The organism is Myxococcus qinghaiensis, assembly GCF_024198215.1.
Taxonomy (GTDB): Bacteria; Myxococcota; Myxococcia; order Myxococcales; family Myxococcaceae; genus Myxococcus; species Myxococcus qinghaiensis.
Window position 1 is genome coordinate 26,444 of the sequence record NZ_JAKCFA010000008.1, and the last position, 17,666, is coordinate 44,109.

Sequence of the window (17,666 nt, forward strand, 5' to 3'; positions counted from 1 at the left end):
CCCGCTGAACGCGGAGGCGCGCGCGCCGCGTCAGGCCGGCTCGATGCGGAACAGCGCCTGGCCGAACTCCACCGGGCGACCGTTCTCCACGAGGATCTCCGCCACGCGGCCGGACACCTCGGACTCGATTTCGTTCATCAACTTCATCGCTTCGATGATGCAGAGCACCTGGCCCTTCTTCACCACCGAGCCCGCGTCCACGAAGGCGGGCTGATCCGGCGCCGGCGTCCGGTAGAACGTCCCGACGAAGGGGCTGGTCACCACGTGGCCAGGCTTCTCCGGTGCCTTCTCCGCGACGGCGGCGGCCACGGGAGCAGGAGCGGAGGAGACCGGGGCGGCGCGAGGCGCCGACGGGGCCGAGTACTCCACGGCCGGGCCCACCTGGACGGCCTGCGGGGCCGAGTGGTGGACGATGGTCGTCTCCGGGGCGTGGCCACGACGGATGAAGAGCTTCTCTTCCCCGCGCTTCCACACCAGCCTCGTCACGTCCGAGGCCTCCAGGATGTTGACGATTTCCCGCAGGGCCTCCACGTCCAGGGACGTGTTGCCCGCGTCTCGCGCGCTCGCCGGAGCGGGCGCACGGGTGGGCGCGGACGCCCGGGTCGACTTGCGCTTGGTTGCCATTCTCGCGTCCCTCCGAGCGGAGTCTGCGCTAGCCCGCGGTGGCCACGCGGGTCAGGTACTTGCCCCCGTCGCGCGTGTCGATCTTCAGGACGTCGCCCTCGTTGATGAACAGGGGCACGTAGACCTCGAAGCCGGTCTCCAGCGTGGCGGGCTTCAGCGCACCGGACACGGTGTCGCCGCGAACGCCCGGGTCGCACTTGACGACCTTGAGGTCCACCGAGTTCGGCAGCGTGACGGCAATCGCCTTCCCGTTCCAGAACAGGATGGTGGCGTCGATGTTCTCCTTCAGGAAGTTCTTCGCGTCGCCGAGTGCCTTCTCGCTGATGAAGGTCTGCTCGAAGTCGCGCTTGTCCATGAAGTAGTAGTCGTCGCCCTGCACGTACAGGTACTGCATGTCCTTCTCTTCGATGTCCGGCTTGCCCACCTTCTCGCCGGACTTCAGCGTGGGCTGGAGGACGCGACCCGAGAGGAGGCTGCGAATCTTGGTGCGGACGAAGGCGGAACCCTTGCCGGGCTTCACGTGCTGGAACTCGACGACGACGAACGGCTCGCCGTCGATTTCGATCTTCATACCGTTGTGAAACTCGGACGTATCGATGACACCGGCCATGGGGACCGACTCCTTCAGACTCGAAATTACGGAAGCTTGAAAAGTCGGGGGTGTCTAGCCCATGCCCCCTTCCATGGGAAGGGGAAACCGGCGGAGCGGCGCGTCGTCTGGACGACTGCTTTACAGCAGGCGAGCCTACAGCTCGGCGCTCACCTTGGGGGCCGTCACGCGCAGCACATAACGGCCCTTTCCGTAGTTGCCGTCCGCGCGCAACGCCAACACCAGGAAGTACTCCGGGGACACCAGCCGCATCAGCGTCAACACCTTGTCGCTGTTGACGCTGACCTCACTGACCGTGCCCGTCTTGAGCGTCTCCGCGGCGTTGCGCAGCTGCGTGAGGAGGTTGGCGTATTCCACCCAGGCACCATTCAAATCCAGCTCGCTCGTATCCTCGCGCTGGAAGGTGTCCACGGAGATGCCATCGAAGCCCATCACGCTGCAGGCGAGGGCTCCATCCACCTGGTTGACCACTGACTCGAGGTGCGTGCGAAAGGACATGGGCTCTCAGGGCTCCTGGGAGGAAGCGCTGTTCAAGGGGTTTCGCAGGCCGGCACGGCACCGTTCTGGCCACGCGGGTCACACGCCGATGTTCTGGCCACGGGAACGTCGCCAGCCTTGGGGCAGCTAAAGGGAGCGAAGCCCACGACCAGCGGATAGGAGACCTCGTTGGTCTCGACGTCGCCGCCCGAGACCGTGTGGCCGCGAACCCGCATGGTGACGAGGAGATCAACCAGGGTCCCGCCAGAGACCGCGGTGAACAACGCGTCTTGCGCGTCACGGGTCAACAGGCCGGCCAACAAGAGGCCATCCCGGTCACCCCGGAAGGCCGAGTAGACGGGCACCGTGGCGCTGGGAATGTTGAGGTTCGGCTCCGTCTGGTAACTGAGCTCCAGCTCGGTCAGATAGACGGCGGTGCTGTCAACGTCAGCGATTGGCCCTTCCCCTACCACTATGGGCGTTTCACTCAGGTTCGAGGTGACGACGAATCCGAGGAGGTAGTCTCCCGACAGAGCCATGTTCAGCGAGCCGCTGAGCAGGGCCCGGTCATCGGGGACAGAGCAGTCCTCATCGGGGGGAGCAGCCTGGAGAAGCTGGAGACTCGGGAGGTTGTCGACACAAGACACCGTGCCGAACGCCAGCAGCGCGGCGAGATAGATGGGCTTCATGAGCGAACGCTCTCCTGCATGAAGAGGCGCGGTGCCTTACAGGCTCTGCGCGATGGTCTGCCGGTTGAGGATACGGGGCGTGATGAAGATGAGCAGTTCCTGACGCTCATCCCGCTCCGAGTAGTTCTTGAACAGGAGTCCCAGCACCGGAATCTTCGAGAGGAAGGGCACGGCATTGGTCGTCGTGGCACCACGACGGACGTAGATGCCGCCGATGACCGTGGTGTCCCCGTCCTTCACCAGCACCTGGGTGTTGGCTTCCTTGCGCTGGATGGACGGCTGTCCGTTCGCTCCCGTGTTCGACTGGTCCGGCTGGTTGTTGGAGGCGTTGATGGACATCAGGATGCTGCCGTCCTGAGTGATGTGAGGCGTCACCTCCAGCGACAGGCGGGCTTCCACGAAGGTCGTATTCACACCACCGGCCGACGTCTGGCTGAACGGGATGGACACACCCTGGCTGATGCGGGCGGTGTTGTTGTCCAGCGTCGTCACGCGGGGCGCGGAGATGGTCTTCACCGTGCCCTCGTTCTCCGCCGCCGACAGCCGCAGGTTGAGCTGCAGCGCGCCACCCGCGGAGCCGAAGACGAAGCCGAGCGCGCCACCGGCGCCCTCACCCACCGACGCCGGCAGGTTCACCGCGAAGTTCGGCGCGGCGGGGAGACCCGCGGCCGTTCCCGTCGAGCCGCCCGTGACGCCGACGTTGTTCGGGAAGATGAGGCCCGTGGGGTTGCCCGTCGCCTGGGAGGCGCGTGCCTGGCCGCCCCACTGCACGCCGAGCTGACGGCTGAAGGCGGTGCTCGCCTCCACGATGCGGCTCTCGATGAGCACCTGCGGGGTCTGAGTGTCCAGGCTGCGCACCAGCGCGCGGGCCTTCTCCGTGTTGGAGCGCACGTCCTTGACGATGAGCACGTTGGTGCGCGTGTCCACCGTGACGTTGCCGCGCTCGCTCAGCACGTCCTTCACCCGCGCGGCCATCTCACCCGCAACCGCGTAGTTGACCGGGATGAGGTTGACCAGCAGGTCCTCCTGCTGCTGGAGCGACTTCTTGCGCTCCTGGCGCAGCCGGGCCTCCTCCTCCAGCGTCTTCAGCGGAGCGATGCGGATGATGTTGCCGAACTCCTCCTTGCCCAGCTGCTTGGTGCGCAGGATGAGGTCCAGCGCCTGGTCCCAGGGGACGTTGCGCAGGCGGATGGTGACCCGGCCCGCTACGTCGTCGGCGACGACCACGTTCTTCTTGGAGATCTCCGCGATGACCCGCAGGAGGTTCTGGATGTCGATGTCCTTGAATTCGAAGGAGACGCGCTTGCCACGGTAACGAGCCTGCTGCGGCGCGCCCTCGGCGGCGTAGGCGGGCGCCTCGGCTGTGAAGCCGGCGGTGCGCTGCGCCACGGACACTTCGTCCGTCTTCACGCCCTTCACGTCCAGGCGCCAGGAGAGCGTCCCGCCGTTCTGGCTGACCTTCTCCTCGATGGCTCCGTCGGCGGCGACGACCACGCGCACCTTGCGGCCCTCACCGGGGACGCTGAAGGCGCTGATCATCTTCACCGGCGTCTCCAGCGCGCTGGTGTCCAGGCTGCGCTCCAGCTTCTTCGGCAGCCGGGCGTTGTCCAGCGTCAGCACCGCGCTGCGCGGGTCGGGACGGTCCACCTTCCAGGCGGCCGTGCCGGACAGCTTGAGCACCACTCGGCCTCCCGCCCCACCCTCCTGGAAGGACAGGTCCTTGACCTCCACCAGCGAGGCCGTGACAGGCGCCTCCACCGGCTCGGGCGCGGGGCGCAGCGGCTCCACTTCGGCCACCGACGCGATGACCTCTTGCGGCGCGGGCGAGGGCGCGGCCTTGCGGGCCACCGCGCCACCCAGCACCACTTCCAGGCCCTTGTCGGCCCGGTCCACGCGGTAGGCGGGCATCTTGCCGCGCACGTCGAGCACCAGCCGGACCTTGTCCGAGTGGGCGCCCACGCGCACCTCCCTCAACGTCGAGCCATTCACGCGGGGCGCGCGGGCGGAGAGCCCCACGCCATACAGGTCCACCGCGAGCCGCGGCGGGTCCGCCAGCTCCAGCACCTCGTAGCGGGCGATGTCGCCGTCCGCGCGGATGCGGAGCGTGTCGTCGGAATAGGCCAATTGGGTGATGCGTTGAGCTGGCTGAGCCACCTCTCGCTCATCCGCCTCGGCGGCGACGACGTTCTCTGGCAGCGCGGGCTTTTCAGCGGCGGGCTTCGCCGGCGCTTCCGCCACCATCACGGCGGCGGGCGCGACGGGCTTGACCTCGGCGACCGGTGCGGGCGTCGGGGCGGCGGGAGCCGTGGCGACAGGAGCGACAACGGGCTCCGGACGCTTGGCCTCGGCGGCGGGCGTCGCGCCATCCACCGAAATCACCACGCGGTTGCCGTCCGCCCGGACGTCGTACTGCGACGCCTTGTCCAGCGCCAGCAGCACCCGGCCGACGCTCGCGCGCTCATCCGAGAACTGCGACGCCACGACTCCGGCCACGGGGCCAGAGCCGTCGTGGTGGCCCTTGATACCCGTCGCATCAGCCGACGAGAGGTCCACCACCAACCGCTCCGGACCACTCAGCCGGAACACGGTGAAGGTGGGGGGCCGGGTTCCGGTCACCACCACCTGGGCGCCCGAGCCGGTACGGGACACATCCAAGTCCCGAAGCGTATTCAGTTCGGCGCCATTGCTGCTGGCGCCCGCAAGGACGACCGCGAAAGCGGTCGCCAACATCCACTTGCCCCTCGTCACAACGCTCCTCTCGAGCATGCGTCCCCTCACCAAAGTTGGAAGCGGGCTGCCGCCCGCGGGCGCGCCACGGGTGCGCTACTCCCCGTAGTTCTTGCCCGTCATCAGATTGTAACTAGGGTCCTGCCGGTCATCGGCCTTGAGCTGCAGAGTCACCGGATTCTTGATGATCTCTCCGTTGCCCGAGAAGACCTCGGTCACCGTCAGCGAATCGCGGAGGATTTGCGTGACCTTGCCACCCTGGCGTCCAACCCGGGTGTTGCGGCGCACGATGTGGCCTCGACCCAACGGGTCTTCGACCATTGCCAGTGGATTGGCGTCTCCCGTGACGACCGCGACCAGCTTGAGCTGGTCCAGGTCGAACGCGCACAAAGGCTCCGTGCACGTCGTGACGGGATTGACCTGGGCCACCGGGCCCAGCTCTTCCAGCGGACTGCGGAACGGATCCCGCTTCCCCACCGGGTTGTAACTGTAGACGTATGGCGCCGGCGCGGCGGCGTCGACCGGCGTGGGCGCCGTCTCCGCGGGTGCCGCTGCCTGAGCCGCGGGAGGTGGCGCGGCCACCGGCGGAGGGGGCGGAGGTGCCTCCTCGCAGGCAGCGAGCGTCAGCGCGAGCGCGGCGGTCGTCATGGTGGCCTTGAACATCTTCATCCTCAATCCCCTTGTCGCCCTACTTTCCGGACGGATCAAGTTTCTAGTTCTTGGTCTCGACGAACCGGAAAGTCGTCGCCAGGAAGCTGCTCTGCAGCACGACCTTCTCGTTCTTCAGCGTCGGCTGGCCCAGGTTGATGTTGTTGACGTTCACGATGCGGCGCATGTTCGCCATCTCCTGCAGGAACATGGCGATCTCATGGTAGTTGCCGCTCACCGTCATGCGGATGGGGATGCGGGCGAAGAACTCGCCGCCGCCCACGTACTCGCGGTCGGGCTGCACCAGGGAGATCTCCAGGCCGCTCTTCTTGCCGATGTCGTTGATCTGCGCGAGCAGCTCCTCGACGTCCTTCTTCTCCGGCAGCTCCGTGAGGGCCTCGGCGAGCTTCTGCTCCAGCACGTCCATCTCGCGCCGGCGCTCGTTGAGGTTCTGGGCGATCTCACTCTTCTCCGCCAAATCCAGGTCCAGCGTGCGCCGCTCGGTCTGCTGCCGCTGGATGTTCTCATCAGTGGGCTGGATGAGCATGAAGAAGTTGGCGACGGTCATCAGGATGATGAGGGCTGCCAAGCCGCCGAACTTGACGGCCGGGGACGCCTTGACGAATTGGTCCAGGTACTTGTCCATGGGCAGTGGCCTCGCTCAGATGGCGTAGTTCGCGGTGAGGGTGATCTTGAAGTCGACCAGGGCCGGCATGGCCAGGGGTCCGGTGGACGCCTTCGTCTGCACGGCGCTGGTCAGGTCGATGTTGGTGAAGAATGGAGTGATTTCCCCGGCGGGGAACTCCTCGATGGTGGCCTCGGCCGTCAGCAGCTCCACGCGGGACGTCTTCGCGTCCCGGCGCTGATCCACCAAGCGTCCCATGCCCTTGGGCGTCCACACCACGCCGTTCAGGCTGCGCATGAACTCGGCGACCTCGTCGTGACTGACGGCCGAGCCGTCGATGGCTACCGCGCTGGCGGACTCGACGAAGCCCTTCACCCAGACCTTCTTCGGCGTGGCGGAAGCCAGCGCGTCCATCATCCGGACCGGGCCGTTGCGGCCCTTGCGCAGTGAGTCCAGCACGGCCAACTTCTTCTCCACCTCCGTCTTGCGAGCGTTGATGTTCCTCACCTCGCCGATGACCTTCTCCAGCTCGGCGATCTTCGCGCGAGTCTGGGCAATGGCCTGGGCGTTGCGCTGGAACTCACTGTCGCGGTCGTCGTACCAGAGGTAGTTGCCCACGGCTGCGCCGATGAGCGCCAGCGCGAAGAGGACCAGGATCTGCCGGCCCTTCTGCTGGGTCTGAACCTTCCGGACGGGAAGCAGGTTGATGCGAATCATCATGTGCGTCGTCTCCAGGAAGTGGACGGTCTAGGCCAGCTTGTCGCCAGGACGCCGGAGCGCCAGTCCCACGGCCACCGCGGCCATGGGCGCCACGTCCATGATGAACGCGGGGTCGAACTTGCGGTTGTCCACTTCAATCTTGCGGAACGGGTTGAGGATCTCCACCGGCACCCCGGTGCGCGCTTCAATGGTCTTGAACAGGGCCGGAATCTTCGCCGTGCCGCCGGACAGGTAGACCTTGGTGAAGTTCGAGTCCGCCGCGGTGCCCGCGTAGAAGTCCAGCGAGCGCTGGATTTCACCGGCCACCTGCTCGGCGACGCTGGACAGCACGCGCTCGACCTCCTGGGGCACCACGGCATCCGCGTCCGCGCGGTTGCCGCCGATCTTCAGCGCTTCCGCCTCCTCGTAGGAGACGTTGAGCTGCTTCTGGATCTCCTCGGTGAACTGGTTGCCACCGATGGTGACGTCACGGGTGAAGACCGTCACGCCGTTGGCGATGATGTTGATGTTCACCACCGAGGCGCCCGCGTTGATGAGGACGACGGTCTCCTTCTCCGGCAGGTCGTAGTTGACGGAGAACATGTTCTGCACGGCGAAGGCGTCCACATCCACGACCACCGGGGCCAGGCCCGCCTCGGAGACCACCGTGGTGTAGTCGTTGATCATGTCCTTCTTGGCGGCCACCAGCAGCACGTCCATCTGCCCGGTGGCGTCGTTGCCGCCCCCGTCGAGGATCTGCGTGTCGATGTTCACGTCCTTCACATCGAACGGGATGTACTGCTCGGCCTCCCACTGGATGCTCTCCTCGAGCTCCTCCTGGGACATGCGGGGCATCTGAATCTTCTTGATGATGACCGAGTGGCCGGACACGCCGATGGCGACGTCCTTGCCCTTCACCTTCAGCTCGGACATCAGCTCCTGCACCGCCTGGACGATGGCGGTGGAGTTCATCAGCGCGCCATCCACGATGGCCTCGGGAGGCAGCGGCTTCATGCCGAAGCTCTGCAGCGCGAAGCCGACTTCGCCCCGCTTGCGCTGCTCCTTGAGCAGGATCATCTTGATGGAGGTCGATCCGATGTCCAGACCGAGTGCCAGTTTGCCCTTCGCCATGCTTGACTCCGTCGAGAGGCAGCCAGCGTAGCACTGGCCGTCAACCCCTCCTAAAAAGTGCCCGGAGCCCGCCTGCTCTCCGTTCGGCCGGGACCCCTGCGTCCAAACTGCGCCGGGCCCCCCACCACGGTCGCGGAGGCCCGATTTTCCGGCTCCGGACGCATTCCGTCAAATGCCACCCGGCGGATTCTCTCGCCTCAGCTCCGCTCGGCCTCCGCGTCCGGGTCGATGCCGTACTCCTTGATCTTGTACAGCAACGCCCTGTGGCTGATGTCCAGGACCTCCGCCGCCCGGGTCCTGTTCCCCTTCGTCCGTCTCAGGGCCAGCCGGATGTAGGACTCCTCCAGCTCCCGGATGGCTCGCTTGAGCGACAGGTCGCTACCGACCTGTGGCATCGCTCCGGTGGTGGGGCCCGTCGGTCCGGGTGCGGGTGCGGCCCACAGCCTTTCGGGCAGGTTGGATGGAAGGATGTGCGGGCCATCCGCCAGGAGGACCGCCCGCTCCATGGCGTTCTCCAGCTCTCGCACGTTGCCCGGCCAGGCATAGGCGGACATCAACGCCTCCGCCTCCGGGGACAGTCCTTCGACGGGCGACTCGCGGTTGAGCTCGCGGTTGAAGCGGTGGATGAAGGCCTTCGCCAGCAGGGGCACGTCCTCGCGGCGCTCCCGCAGGGGCGGCACCCTCACGTTCACCACGTTGAGGCGATAGTAGAGGTCCTCGCGGAACTCCCCCTTCTCCACCAGCTTGCCCAAGTCCCGCAGCGTGGCCGCCACCACGCGCACGTCCACCTTCTCCACCCGGTTCTCACCCACCGGACGGATTTCGCCTTCTTGCAGCACGCGCAGGAGCTTCACCTGCGCGGGCAGCGGCAGCTCGCCCACCTCGTCCAGGAAGAGCGTGCCGCCGTCGGCCTCCGAGAAGAGGCCGCGCTTGGCCGTGCGCGCATCCGTGAAGGCGCCCCTGGCGTGGCCGAACAGCTCGCTCTCGAGCAACCCGCCGGGAATGGCGCCGCAGTTGACGGCGACGAAGGGCAGCGCGGCCCTCGGGCTGCGCGCGTGCAGCTCCCGGGCAATGAGCTCCTTGCCCGTCCCGCTCTCGCCGCTGATGAGCACCGTGGTGTCCACCGGCGCCAGGCGCGCCACCTGCTTGAGCAGCGCATGGAGCGACTCGCTGCCCCCGAGGATGTGCCCCTGGGGCGCGGAGGGCAGACCGCCCTGCTTGAGCCGGCGGTTCTCCCGCAGCAGCCGCTCGCGCTCTTCGGCCTTGCGCAGGACGAAGACAATCTCCTCGGGCTTGAACGGCTTCTGGACGTAGTCGTACGCGCCAGCCGACACGGCCTCCAGCGCCTGCTCCTGCGAGCCATACGCGCTCATCACCACCACGGTGAGGGCAGGGTGCGCGGCCTGCGCCTCGCGCAGCAGCGTCAGCCCGTCCTTGCGAGGCATGCGCACGTCGGAGACGAGGACGTCGTAGTCGCGCGTGGCCAGCTCTCGCAGCGCTTCATCCCCGTCCGCGACGGCACGCACGTCGTAGCCCTTGTCGGTGAGCACCAACGTGAGGATGTGCCGGATGGAGGGCTCGTCGTCGGCCACGAGGATGGTGCGGAACAGGGACATGGGGGCCTTCCGGCATCATCCCCCAGTCTCGGGGAGGGAGATAGCTTCTAGCCGGACGGCGTCCGCTCACACGGCGGGCAGGGACACGGTGAAGCGCGCGCCACCTTCAGGCAGGTTCTCCGCGCCCAGGCGCCCGCCCATCACCTGCGTCAGTCGCAGCGACACCGCCAGCCCCAAGCCCGTGCCCTGCCGCCCCTTCGTGGTGAAGAAGGGCTCGAACAGCCGGGGCATGACCTCGGGAGGAATGCCCGGTCCCTCGTCCTTCACCACCAACTGGACCTCGCCCTCCTCCCGGCGGGTCACCACACTCACGCTCCCCTTCCCTCCCATGGCCTGCGCGGCGTTGAGGAGGAGGTTGATGAGGATCTGCGACAGCGGCCCGGCCTCGGCCCGGGCGAACACCCCCGGCTCCAGCGCCAGGTCCACCGACACGCCGGCGAGCTCGGGCGCGGCGCGGACCAGCCGCACACACGTCTCCACCACCGAGCCGACATCCACGGGGCCTGGCGACGACGTCTCCGGACGCCCCAGGTCCAGCAGGCCCCGGACGATGCGGTCGATGCGCTGCACTTCGTGGTCGATGCGCTCCAGGTAGTCCTTCAGCTCCGCCGTGGGCGCCTTCGTCCGCGCCAGGGAGAGGTAGCCAAGGATGCCGGCCAGGGGGTTTCCCACCTCGTGCGCCACGCCCGCGGCGAGCCGGCCCACCGTGGCCAGCCGCTCCGCGGACACCAGCTCCGTCTGGGCCCGCGCCAGGCGGGTGTTGGCCTCTCGCAGCGAGGCGACCTGGGAGCGCGTGAGGGCCTGCTCCGAGCGCAGCGCCTCCGCCAGTCGCTGCAACGCGCGCTGCATCCTCGACAGCAGCGGTCCGCCCTGCGTGGGCGTCAGGTGTGGATCCAACTCCAGGCGCCCCAGTTGTTCCACCATGGCCTCGGCGGAGCGAAGCGGACGGCCCACCGTCAGGTCCAACACCACGTACGCCAGCAGCGTGAGAGCGACCAGGTCCAGCCCCAGCGCGAGCGGAAGGAAGCCCCGCACCTGCGCCAACACCTCCGCGTCCGGAGTGCCCGGAGACACGAGTCGGCGGCCCAACTCCAACAACCGGATGAGGACGGGCTGGAGCGACAGCCAGGAGAGTCCCGTGCAGAGCGAGCTGAGCAGGAACGCCACGCTGGCGATGCGCCACTTCATCGCCCGTCCGCGCCTTTCACGGCGCGCCCCCCAGCAGCATGGCGATGTCCATGGGCAGCACGCGCGCCAGCCAGGGCCCGAGCAGCATCACCTCCAGCCCCGCCAGCGCCAACCAGGGACCAAAGGGGATGTTGGTGGGCCCGGGCACCCACTCCTCCTCCTCGCCCGTCTCGTCATCCATGGGTGCATCGGGAATCGGCTGGAACAGCAGGCACCAGGGCACCAGCAACGCGCGCTTCCAGAGCGGAATCCCCGGCCGGGTGAACTCCCACGTCATCGTGGACTCGGGCTCGGACTCCTCTGTATTCGCGGCGCCTGCCGCCGTCGCGCCAACTCCGACGGGAGGTGCATCGCCCAGCGGGATGGCAGGAGGCGCCGCACCCTCATGAGGCGTGACACGTTCGTCACCAGGAGGATGTGCTGGAGCAGGAGCCGCGCCCTCCTCAGGAGGCGTGACGCCCGAGGCTTCTGGAGGCGGCGGGGCCACGCCCTCGGGAGTCTTCACGGGCTTGGCATCAGGAGGGGTCGACGGCCCCGCGCGTCCGGTGAGTCCGAGCATGGCGATTCCCACCACCGCGCCTTGCAGCGAGGACAGGAAGAGGATGCCCAGCAACGCCCGCCAGGAGAGGAAGGCGCCCAGCAGCGCGACAAGGAATTTGTCGCCGCCGCCCAGCGCTTCCTTCCGGAACACCTTCCAGCCCACGTACTCCATCAGGCGGAAGGCGAGGAAGCCGATGACAGCCCCCAGCGTGGCGTCCACCACCGCGTCCGCGCCCCTGGGCACCGCCAGCACCAGTCCCGCCGCGATGCCTGGCACCGTGAGCGAGAACGGCAGAATCCAGTGCGCCAGGTCGATGAAGGTGAGCGGTATCAGCAGCGACACGAGCACGAGCGCGGGAAACAACTCATACGTCCACCCGAACCTGCGCAGACACGCCAGGAAGAGCAGCCCGGTGAGCAGCTCCACCAGCACGTAGCGCGGGGAGATGGGGGCGTGACACGAACGACACCGAGCCCTCAGCGCGAGCCACGAGAGGACGGGGATGTTCTCGTACCACGACAGGACATGCCCGCACCTGGGGCAGCGCGAGCCGGGGCGGACGATGCTCAGTCCTTCGGGGACGCGGGCGATGACGACATTGAGGAAGCTGCCAATACACAGGCCGAGGACCAGGAGGAAGGCGGTGAAGAGAGGCCCGGCCCAGCCCGGCACGAGGGAAAAGTCCGTCACGGAGCCGGGCATCCTAGCTTCGCGGCCCGGGGAGGACAGCATCGCGGATCGACGATTTCCGTCAGGCGCGGTGACAATTTTTGGCAACCCCGGGGACGGGCGGCTGGGATCCGACACGCCCCTTCGTGAGAATTCATCGGGTTGGGGCAACTGTTGGCCATGGCACCGTTCGTGCTATGAACGCAGGCAGTCGTTCAACCCCCCTCTGCACCTGCGGAGCACTCCCGACATGCTGAACCGTCTCCTGAAGAAGAAGGGTGGCTTCACCCTCATCGAGCTGATGATCGTGGTCGCCATCATCGGCATCCTGGCCGCCATCGCCATCCCGAACTTCATCCGCTTCCAGGCCAAGTCCAAGCAGTCCGAGGCCAAGACGAACCTGAAGGCCATCTTCACGGCCCAGAAGGCCTACTTCGGCGAGAAGGACAAGTACGTCTCCGACTTCAAGGTCGTCGGCTTTGATCCCGAGCCGGGCAACCGCTTCAGCTACGGCATCAACGGCGCGTGCAACGAGTCCGTCGAGACGACCGAGCGGCGGTACGTCCTCGGCTGCATCGGCCAAGACAAGGCGCGCTTCACGCAGGTTCCCGACCTCGGCGCGGCGCCGCTGATCGCTGGCGTGGCTGGCACCTGCCCGAACTGTGACTTCTCCGCCATCGCGGTTGGCAACGTCGACAACGACAAGAACGCCGACACGTGGGGCATCACGTCCGCGGCCACCTCTGCCACCACGCTCAATGGCACCTGCGGCATCGACAGCGACAAGATCGGCGGCGGCGAGCCCGGCAACGCGTACAACGATGTGAGCTGCTAAGCCACTCGCCAGCCCTGGCTCGACCAGGGCATCATGCGGTACTAACGGGGCGCCCGAGTTGACCGGGTGCCCCGTGTCCGTTCAAAGGAATGATGCGCAAGCTGCCTCCCGTGCTGCTGGCTGCCGGCCTGGCCCTGGTCGTCCTGCTGTCCAGTCAGCCTCGACCACCGCTCTATCTCGGTGAACGCCCCATCCTGCCTCGCGCCGGCTTCATCAAGGCGTTGTTCAAGGCGCAGCTCGGGCTCGTCACTGACTACTTCTGGCTGCTGACCATCAATCGGGTCGGCTCGGCCAGGACACTGACAGAGTACCGCGACATCTACTACTACGCGGACCTCACGACGGACCTCGACCCTCGTTTCGCCAAGGTCTACACCTTCGCGGGCATCACCATCCCCATCCACCTGGGGCGCGAGGAGTACGCGAACGTCAAGGAGTCCTCGGCCATCTTGCGCAAGGGCATCGCCAACACGCCCGAGGACAAGCGGATCCATTTCCAGCTCGCCTACAACCTCATGTTCTTCGAGCGGCGCTACAAAGAGGCCGCCGCCATCATCGAGGAGCTGGCGCGGCTGCCCGAGTCACCGGCGTGGTACTCGGGCCTGGCCACCCGGCTGTACGCGCAGGCGGGCGACTTCGGCACCAGCCTGGGTCTGGCGCAGATGCTGCGCGACGGCGCGGAAGACGAGGAGACGCGCGCCTATTACGAGCGCCGGGTGAATGAGATCCTCCAGGAACAGTTGCTCCAGCGGCTCGACGACTCCATCAAGCGCTACAAGGACCGCACAGGTAAGCTGCCTGCCAACCTGGATGTGCTCGTCTCCGCCGGAGACCTGAGCGAACTGCCCGCCGATCCCCTGGGTGGCCAGTTCTTCCTGGGAGAGGACGGCCGCAGCTATTCCACGGCCGCGCGGTTCCGGTTGGAGATCATCTACGACGAGAAGACAGGGGACGGGGAGCGCCTCGTTCCCAAACCCCTGGATGCCAAGAGGCAAGAGCCATGACTGCCATCAGCCCTGACGCCCCGCCCATCCAGGTCCGAGGCCTGTCGAAGACGTACAAGGTCGGCTTCTGGTTCAACCGTACCGTTCGAGCCCTTCAGGGACTCGACCTCGAAGTAGGGCCAGGACAGATCTATGGCCTGCTCGGTCCCAACGGCGCCGGCAAGTCCACCACCATCAAGATCTTGATGAACCTGGTGCGCCCCAGCGGCGGCACCGCGCTGCTGTTCGGCCAACCCGTGGACCGGGCGGCGACGCGGCGACTGGTGGGCTTCCTCCCGGAGAATCCCGCGCCGTACGAGTACCTCACCGGACGCGAGTTCGTGACGCTCGCCGGGCAGTTGTGCGGCATGAGCGGCCACGAGTTGGACGTCCGGGTGAAGGAGGTCCTGGGCGCGGTGGAGATGGGCGCCGCGGAGAAGCTCCAGATTCGCCGCTACTCCAAGGGCATGGTCCAGCGCGTAGCGCTCGCGCAGGCGCTGGTGGCCCGGCCAAAGATGCTCATCCTCGACGAGCCCACCAGCGGACTGGACCCGGTGGGGCGCCGACAGATGAGAGACCTCATCCTCGCCGAGCGCGACAGGGGCACCACCGTCCTGTTCTGCAGCCACATCATCCCGGACGTGGAAGCGCTGTGTGACAGGCTGGCCGTGCTCGTGGGTGGCCGGCTGGTGCGCGAGGGAAGCGTGCGGGAGCTGCTGTCCGCGCAGGTGCCCACCGTGGAGCTCGTGGTGGAGGGACTGAAGATGGACCAGGTGAAGAACCTGGGCGTGGCCCTGGAGTCCTCCCAGTCCCTGGACGGCCGCGTGCTGTTGCAGGTGTCCGACTCGGACAGTCAGCGACTGCTGAGCCAGGTGCTGGCGGCGGGTGGGCGCGTCAACAGCCTCCAGGCGGCGAAGTTCTCCCTGGAGCAGCTCTTCATGGACGCACTCAAGGATTCCGGACGAACGACGAGTGTCGGTGGGGAGATCAACACATGAGCGCGTTCGGCGCGATGGTCTGGAACGGGTTCCGGGAGGCACGCCGCAACCGCGTCACGGTGGTGGTGGGCGCCTTCGCCGCGGTGGTGCTGCTGTCGTCGACCCTGGTGACGGAAGTGACGGTCGCCACGTTCGACCGAGTGCTCACCGACTTCGGCCTGGGGATGATGAGCCTCATTCTCGTCTTCCTCACCATCTTCCTGTCGAGCGGCCTGTTGAGCCGCGAAATCGAGCGGCGCACCATCTTCCTCGTGGTGAGCAAGCCCGTCTCTCGCACCCAGTTCCTGCTGGCGCGGCTGGCGGGCAACATGCTGACGCTCGCCGTGCTGATGGTGGCGATGATGCTCATCTTCGTGAGCCAGCTCCTGCTGTTCCAGGCGGAGGTGAACTCGGTCCAGTTCATCGCGGCGGCGGGCCTGTGGTTCGAGCTGCTCGTGTTGACGAGCGCGGGCATCCTCTTCTCCAGCTTCGCGGGCCCCGCGGTGTCGGCCATCGCGACCACGGGCATCTACTTCGCCGGGCACCTGGCCAATGACCTCTTCGACATCGCCCGCCGGCTGGATGACGGCGCCGTGAAGTCGTTCGCGACGGCGCTCTATTACATGCTGCCCAACCTGGAGCGGATGAACTTCCGTCCCCAGGCCACCTATGCCCTGCCCGTCGATGCGGCGACGTTCCTCTCGGGCATGGGCTACGGCCTCGGCTGGGCCGCGCTGTTCACCGCCGCCGCCATCTTCATCTTCGAGCGCCGCGACTTCCGCTGAGCACTCGCGGCGAGTTGTCCCGAGCCCGACATCACCGGGCTCGGGCGTGAGTCACGGCGTGGCACCCGCCGCCAGTCGGGCCTGACGCAGCCCCTGACGCGCGGCCTCTGATTCCGGCTGGAGGCTCAGCGCGGTTTCAAGCGCGGGCACGGCCTCTGCCGGGCGCCCCAGTTGAAGCAGCGTGCGGCCCAGTTCCAGGTGGGAGTCCGCGCGCCGGGGCGCCAGCCGCAGCACCTCCCGGAAGCGCGCCACCGCCTCCTCCAGTCGACGAGCCCGACGCAGGGCGAGCCCGAGATTATGAATGACCACCGGCTCGTTGGGACGAAGCTGGAGCGTCCGCTCAAGTTGGGGAATCGCCAGGTCCATCCGCCCCATGAGGGCATATGCCACGGCCAGGTCACTCTGCGGCTGGTACGCCCGGGGCAACGCCGAGGCCGCGGCTTGCAATTGAGGCAGCGCGTCCTCCACGCGACGCACCTTCAAGTAGGCCGCGCCCAGGTAGGCATGGATGTTCGGCTGGCCAGGCGTCTTCTCGAGGGTGTCCTCCCACAAGGCGATGTCGTCGCGCCAGACGGGGACACGGGCAAGCGTCAAGGCGGCGAATACCGCGACGCTCCCCCCCGCCACCAGGGCCATCGCCCTCGCCTGCCCCGGCCACCGCTCCAACATCCACTTCAGCCCCACCGCCGCCATCAGGCAGAAGCCGACCGAGGGCAGGTAGAGGAAACGCTCCGCATAGGCCTCCACGCCGCGAAGCTGCATGAAGAATATGGGCAGGAGGGGCGCCAACAGCCACACCGCGCCCGCGAAGGCAGGCGCCGCCTCACGGCGCATCCGCCACAACAGTCCCAGCAAGGCCAGGAGCAATACCGCGCCCAGCACCACCTCGCTCGCCTCGGGAGGAACGCGCGAGGGAATCGTCACCACGAGGGGATGGGGCCAAAACAGCTTGCCACCCAGCTTCCCGGCGAGCGCCAGCATGTGGAGCGGATACAACCCCGTGCGTCCCGCCCCCGTCGGCACCGGGAGCGACAAGCCCACGGCATTCATCCGGAGCGCCGCATAGCCCAGCACCCCCAGACCCAACGGCGCATAACGGCGCAGCCACCCGCGCGGGCCCGGCGGCGTCATGGTGAGCCCCGTCGCCCGGTCCGTGGCCCACAGCACCACGGGGAACACCACCGCCACTTCCTTGAACAGCAGGGCCGCGAGCCACAGGAGCGCCGCCCCCACGCCCCGCCCCCACGAGGAGGGCCCCTGCACCATGACTCGCACGGCGAGCAGCACCAGCAGCGTCGCCGACACGTCCATGCAGCCGCTCACCCAGGCCACTGACTCCGTGTGCACGGGATGCACCGCGAACAGGAGTGCCCCCGCCAGCGAGGCCCACTCCCCCGAGGGTGACAGCGGCGCATCCTTGCGTCGCATGCAGGCTCGCGACAGCCAGAGGACCAGGACGGAGGCCACGGCATGGAGCACCATGAGCACCAGGTGGAAGCCCCACGCAGAGGTGCCGAAGATGGCGCGCTGCGCGAAGAAGAGCACATGCGCGAGCGGCCGGAAGTAGCTCTCCGCCGGGCTTCGGTCCGACGCAACGGTGGGCCCATCATCGAACGGGAACAGCGGGTGTTGGAACGCATTGCTCAGCGCGCGCCACGAGCCCAGCCAGGGGTTGTCCACCACCAACTGCACGTCGTCGTAGACGAACCCGTTGAACAGGGCGCCGGCATAGACGAGCACCGCCGTCACGGCGACGAGCAACACCTGCATTCGAGGCTGGAGAGAAATCGGGCGGAGGTCAGCGGAGTCCATCGGCGTCACGCGGGCCCATACTACTGACTT

General features: G+C 67.3%; 17 protein-coding genes. 4 read left to right on the forward strand and 13 right to left on the reverse strand.

Translation table 11 applies throughout. The annotated features are described in order from the left end of the window. Window positions 1-30: 30 nt before the first annotated feature. The 12 genes from accB to LZ199_RS16180 all read right to left on the reverse strand — a co-directional run bounded on the left by accB (window position 31) and on the right by LZ199_RS16180 (window position 12,277). Complete coding sequence (accB, locus tag LZ199_RS16125) at window positions 31-624, reverse strand: acetyl-CoA carboxylase biotin carboxyl carrier protein (RefSeq protein WP_253994590.1); 594 nt, start codon at window positions 622-624, stop codon at window positions 31-33. A gap of 28 nt (window positions 625-652) precedes the next feature. Further along, window positions 653-1,234: an elongation factor P gene (gene efp, locus LZ199_RS16130; protein ID WP_253994591.1), complete on the reverse strand. Its 582-nt coding sequence runs from the start codon at window positions 1,232-1,234 to the stop codon at window positions 653-655. Window positions 1,235-1,369: 135 nt separating this feature from the next. After that, entirely contained in the window at window positions 1,370-1,732 is a 363-nt protein-coding gene (locus tag LZ199_RS16135) for a roadblock/LC7 domain-containing protein (RefSeq protein WP_253994592.1), read from the reverse strand. Window positions 1,733-1,764: 32 nt separating this feature from the next. Continuing rightward, the gene (locus tag LZ199_RS16140) at window positions 1,765-2,400 is read right to left on the reverse strand and encodes a hypothetical protein (RefSeq protein WP_253994593.1); all 636 of its coding nucleotides are present in this window, start codon (window positions 2,398-2,400) and stop codon (window positions 1,765-1,767) included. Window positions 2,401-2,436: 36 nt separating this feature from the next. After that, window positions 2,437-5,166, reverse strand: a complete 2,730-nt coding sequence (gene pilQ, locus LZ199_RS16145) for a type IV pilus secretin PilQ (RefSeq protein ID WP_253994594.1) — start codon at window positions 5,164-5,166, stop codon at window positions 2,437-2,439. Window positions 5,167-5,223: 57 nt separating this feature from the next. Further along, the gene (locus LZ199_RS16150; protein WP_253994595.1) at window positions 5,224-5,796 is read right to left on the reverse strand and encodes a pilus assembly protein PilP; all 573 of its coding nucleotides are present in this window, start codon (window positions 5,794-5,796) and stop codon (window positions 5,224-5,226) included. A gap of 43 nt (window positions 5,797-5,839) precedes the next feature. Beyond that, window positions 5,840-6,421 carry a type IV pilus inner membrane component PilO gene (locus tag LZ199_RS16155; RefSeq protein WP_253994596.1) on the reverse strand — a complete coding sequence of 194 codons (582 nt, stop codon included), beginning with the start codon at window positions 6,419-6,421 and terminating at the stop codon, window positions 5,840-5,842. 15 nt (window positions 6,422-6,436) lie between these two features. Then, entirely contained in the window at window positions 6,437-7,120 is a 684-nt protein-coding gene (locus LZ199_RS16160; protein WP_253994597.1) for a PilN domain-containing protein, read from the reverse strand. 27 nt (window positions 7,121-7,147) lie between these two features. Further along, window positions 7,148-8,230 (reverse strand): type IV pilus assembly protein PilM, encoded by a 1,083-nt coding sequence (pilM, locus tag LZ199_RS16165; RefSeq protein WP_141642888.1) that lies wholly within the window; start codon window positions 8,228-8,230, stop codon window positions 7,148-7,150. A gap of 197 nt (window positions 8,231-8,427) precedes the next feature. Further along, window positions 8,428-9,846 (reverse strand): sigma-54-dependent transcriptional regulator, encoded by a 1,419-nt coding sequence (locus tag LZ199_RS16170; RefSeq protein WP_253994598.1) that lies wholly within the window; start codon window positions 9,844-9,846, stop codon window positions 8,428-8,430. Window positions 9,847-9,912: 66 nt separating this feature from the next. Further along, window positions 9,913-11,034, reverse strand: a complete 1,122-nt coding sequence (locus LZ199_RS16175) for a sensor histidine kinase (protein WP_253994599.1) — start codon at window positions 11,032-11,034, stop codon at window positions 9,913-9,915. A 16-nt stretch (window positions 11,035-11,050) separates the two neighbouring features. Further along, window positions 11,051-12,277 carry an A24 family peptidase gene (locus LZ199_RS16180; RefSeq protein WP_253994600.1) on the reverse strand — a complete coding sequence of 409 codons (1,227 nt, stop codon included), beginning with the start codon at window positions 12,275-12,277 and terminating at the stop codon, window positions 11,051-11,053. A 232-nt stretch (window positions 12,278-12,509) separates the two neighbouring features. On the opposite strand from LZ199_RS16180, the gene LZ199_RS16185 reads away from it, so the two are divergent. The 4 genes from LZ199_RS16185 (at window position 12,510) to LZ199_RS16200 (ending at window position 15,824) form a co-directional block, all read left to right on the forward strand. After that, the gene (locus LZ199_RS16185) at window positions 12,510-13,079 is read left to right on the forward strand and encodes a prepilin-type N-terminal cleavage/methylation domain-containing protein (RefSeq protein WP_253994933.1); all 570 of its coding nucleotides are present in this window, start codon (window positions 12,510-12,512) and stop codon (window positions 13,077-13,079) included. 92 nt (window positions 13,080-13,171) lie between these two features. Further along, the gene (locus LZ199_RS16190; RefSeq protein ID WP_253994601.1) at window positions 13,172-14,083 is read left to right on the forward strand and encodes a tetratricopeptide repeat protein; all 912 of its coding nucleotides are present in this window, start codon (window positions 13,172-13,174) and stop codon (window positions 14,081-14,083) included. Next, a complete protein-coding gene (locus LZ199_RS16195; RefSeq protein WP_253994602.1) occupies window positions 14,080-15,060 on the forward strand; it encodes an ABC transporter ATP-binding protein in 981 nt (326 codons plus the stop codon). Before LZ199_RS16190 ends, LZ199_RS16195 begins: the two co-directional genes overlap by 4 nt. Continuing rightward, the gene (locus tag LZ199_RS16200) at window positions 15,057-15,824 is read left to right on the forward strand and encodes an ABC transporter permease (protein WP_253994603.1); all 768 of its coding nucleotides are present in this window, start codon (window positions 15,057-15,059) and stop codon (window positions 15,822-15,824) included. Before LZ199_RS16195 ends, LZ199_RS16200 begins: the two co-directional genes overlap by 4 nt. Before the next feature lie 51 nt (window positions 15,825-15,875). Here LZ199_RS16200 and LZ199_RS16205 read toward each other — a convergent pair whose 3' ends face one another. Next, a complete protein-coding gene (locus LZ199_RS16205) occupies window positions 15,876-17,594 on the reverse strand; it encodes a tetratricopeptide repeat protein (RefSeq protein ID WP_253994604.1) in 1,719 nt (572 codons plus the stop codon). Window positions 17,595-17,666 lie beyond the last annotated feature (72 nt).